2 protein-coding genes are annotated in these 2,804 nt (G+C 71.0%); one reads left to right on the top strand and one right to left on the bottom strand.

The window, feature by feature from the left end; all coding sequences use genetic code 11:
* Nucleotides 1-267 precede the first annotated feature (267 nt).
* A complete protein-coding gene (locus CCN51_RS23375) occupies nucleotides 268-1,929 on the top strand; it encodes a fumarate hydratase (RefSeq protein WP_014176758.1) in 1,662 nt (553 codons plus the stop codon).
* Nucleotides 1,930-1,947: 18 nt separating this feature from the next.
* On the opposite strand, the gene CCN51_RS23370 is transcribed toward CCN51_RS23375, so the two are convergent.
* Nucleotides 1,948-2,804, bottom strand: an 857-nt coding sequence (locus CCN51_RS23370; protein WP_086860041.1) for a chitinase, incomplete at its 5' end; no start/stop codon positions are given.

Here is a 2,804-nt window from a genome sequence, read left to right as displayed (position 1 = left end):
CGCGGCGGACACGGGCGGGGGGGCGGGGGCGACGGCGGTTTTCGTCAAAGGCACCGGCTGCTGCTCAGTCACCCGGCCAGAGTACCCAGTCGCGATACATCGCGACTAGGGGGTGGACCGACTCGACGGACGGAGTCCGGCGCGGCTGGCCAGTGGCGGCTGGGCTATGCCCGACCTCACAGGTCCCGCCGTCCCGCCCCGTTCTACGCTGGTGTCCGCTGTCGACGAAGTCAGCCGTAGCCCCGTCGAGTGAGGAATGGCCACGCCATGCCAGAGTTTGCCTATTCGGACCTGCTGCCCCTGGGCGAGGACACCACGCCGTACCGCCTGGTGACCTCCGAGGGCGTGAGCACCTTCGAGGCCGGCGGGCGTACGTTCCTCAAGGTCGAGCCGGAGGCGCTGCGCAAGCTCGCGGCCGAGGCGATGCACGACATCTCGCACTATCTGCGCCCGGCGCACCTCGCCCAGCTGCGCCGCATCCTGGACGACCCCGAGGCGAGCCCCAACGACCGCTTCGTCGCGCTGGACCTGCTGAAGAACGCCAACATCGCGGCCGCGGGCGTGCTCCCGATGTGCCAGGACACCGGCACGGCCATCGTGATGGGCAAGCGCGGTCAGAACGTGCTGACCGAGGGCGGCGACGAGGAGGCCCTGTCGCGCGGCGTGTACGACGCGTACACCAAGCTCAATCTGCGCTACTCCCAGATGGCCCCGCTGACCATGTGGGAGGAGAAGAACACCGGCTCCAACCTGCCCGCCCAGATCGAGCTGTACGCGACCGACGGCGGCGCGTACAAGTTCCTCTTCATGGCCAAGGGCGGCGGCTCGGCCAACAAGTCCTTCCTCTACCAGGAGACGAAGGCGGTCCTCAACGAGGGCTCCATGATGAAGTTCCTGGAGGAGAAGATCCGCTCGCTGGGCACCGCGGCCTGCCCGCCTTACCACCTGGCGATCGTGGTCGGCGGCACCAGCGCGGAGTACGCGCTCAAGACCGCGAAGTACGCCTCGGCGCACTACCTGGACGAGCTGCCCACCGAGGGCTCCCCCACCGGTCACGGCTTCCGCGACAAGGAGCTCGAGGAGAAGGTCTTCGAGCTGACGCAGCGGATCGGGATCGGCGCGCAGTTCGGCGGCAAGTACTTCTGCCATGACGTACGGGTGGTCCGGCTGCCCCGGCACGGCGCGTCCTGCCCGGTGGCCATCGCGGTCTCCTGCTCCGCCGACCGTCAGGCGCTGGCGAAGATCACGCCCGAGGGCGTCTTCCTGGAGCAGCTGGAGACCGATCCGGCCGGGTATCTGCCGGAGACCACCGATGAGCATCTGTCGGACGACGACGTGGTCCGTATCGACCTCAACCGGCCGATGGACGAGATCCGGGCGGAGCTGACCAGGTACCCGGTCAAGACCCGGCTCTCGCTCACCGGCCCGCTGGTCGTCGCCCGCGATATCGCGCATGCGAAGATCAAGGAGCGGCTGGACGCGGGCGAGGCGATGCCGCAGTACCTGCGCGACCACGCCGTCTACTACGCGGGCCCGGCCAAGACCCCCGAGGGCTACGCCTCCGGGTCCTTCGGGCCGACGACGGCGGGCCGGATGGATGCGTACGTGGAGCAGTTCCAGGCGGCCGGCGGCTCGTACGTCATGCTGGCCAAGGGAAACCGCTCCGGGCAGGTCACCGACGCCTGCCAGGCGCACGGCGGCTTCTACCTCGGCTCGATCGGCGGCCCGGCGGCGCGGCTGGCCCAGGACTGCATCAAGAAGGTGGAGGTCCTGGAGTACGCGGAGCTGGGCATGGAGGCGGTCTGGAAGATCGAGGTCGAGGACTTCCCGGCGTTCGTCGTGGTCGACGACAAGGGGAACGACTTCTTCACCGACCCGGGCCCGTCCCAGCCGTTCGTCACCAGCATCCCGGTCCGCCCGGGCGCCTGATCACCTCATCCGGCCGGGTCAGCCGACCAGCACCGCCTCGAACGCCCCCGGGCGCTGGGCCACGCCGCTGCAGGCGGGGTCCGGTCCGGGGGCGCCCTCACCCGCGGGGCAGGGGCGGTCGCGCTCCGCGGACCACATGGACAGCCGGCCGATCCCCTTGGCCGCGGCGAACCGGGCAAGCCCGGCGGCGTCCTCGAGCGTGAAGACCTCTCCGGAGACGTCGTTGACGCCGATCATCGGGGTCACGGTGAGGGTCTTCCAGGCCGCGGCCTCGGAGAGGCCGAGGACGCCGCGGATCCGGCCGTGGGCGTTGATGGCGGCCTGGACGGCGTACCGGCCCATGTCGCCGGTGTGCTCGCCGCCGTAGTTCATGGCCATGATGTTCACGCCCGAGACATCGACGCCCTGGGCGCGGGCGTTGGCGAGCAGGGCGCTGCTGTCGTCGGTCAGGCCGTAGGGCATGGCGGGCAGCGTGAAGGAGACCTCCAGGCCGGGGCGGGCGCGCTGGAGGAGTGCGATGGCCTGCGCCCGGCGGGTGGCGGAGACGGGGTCGGCGAGGGTGGCGCCCTCGATGTCGAAGTCGGCCTTGGTGAAGCCGTAACGGTCGATCACCGCGGCGTAGACGGCGGCGAGTTCGGGTACGTCGGCGCAGACCGTGGCCAGTTCCCGCCCGGCCGCGCCGCCGAAGGAGACCCGTACGTCGCCCCCGGCCCCGCGCACGGCGGCGATCCGGGCCGTCAGCGCCCGGTCGGCCAGCGGGATCCCGCCGTCCCAGACGGGGACGCAGCCACCACCCGCGATGACGAAGCCCAGCGTGAACTCCTTGACGCCGCGCGCGGCGGCCGCGCTCATGTCGTAACCGGCCGCCCAGGCGC

The organism is Streptomyces milbemycinicus (assembly GCF_002154605.1).
GTDB lineage: Bacteria > Actinomycetota > Actinomycetes > Streptomycetales > Streptomycetaceae > Streptomyces > Streptomyces milbemycinicus.
This window is presented reverse-complemented; position numbering and strand designations above follow the sequence as displayed.

Bases quoted from the DNA above. Each gene is read 5' to 3' on its own strand.
- CCN51_RS23375 (WP_014176758.1), top strand. From the start codon at position 268: ATGCCAGAGTTTGCCTATTCGGACCTGCTGCCCCTGGGCGAGGACACC.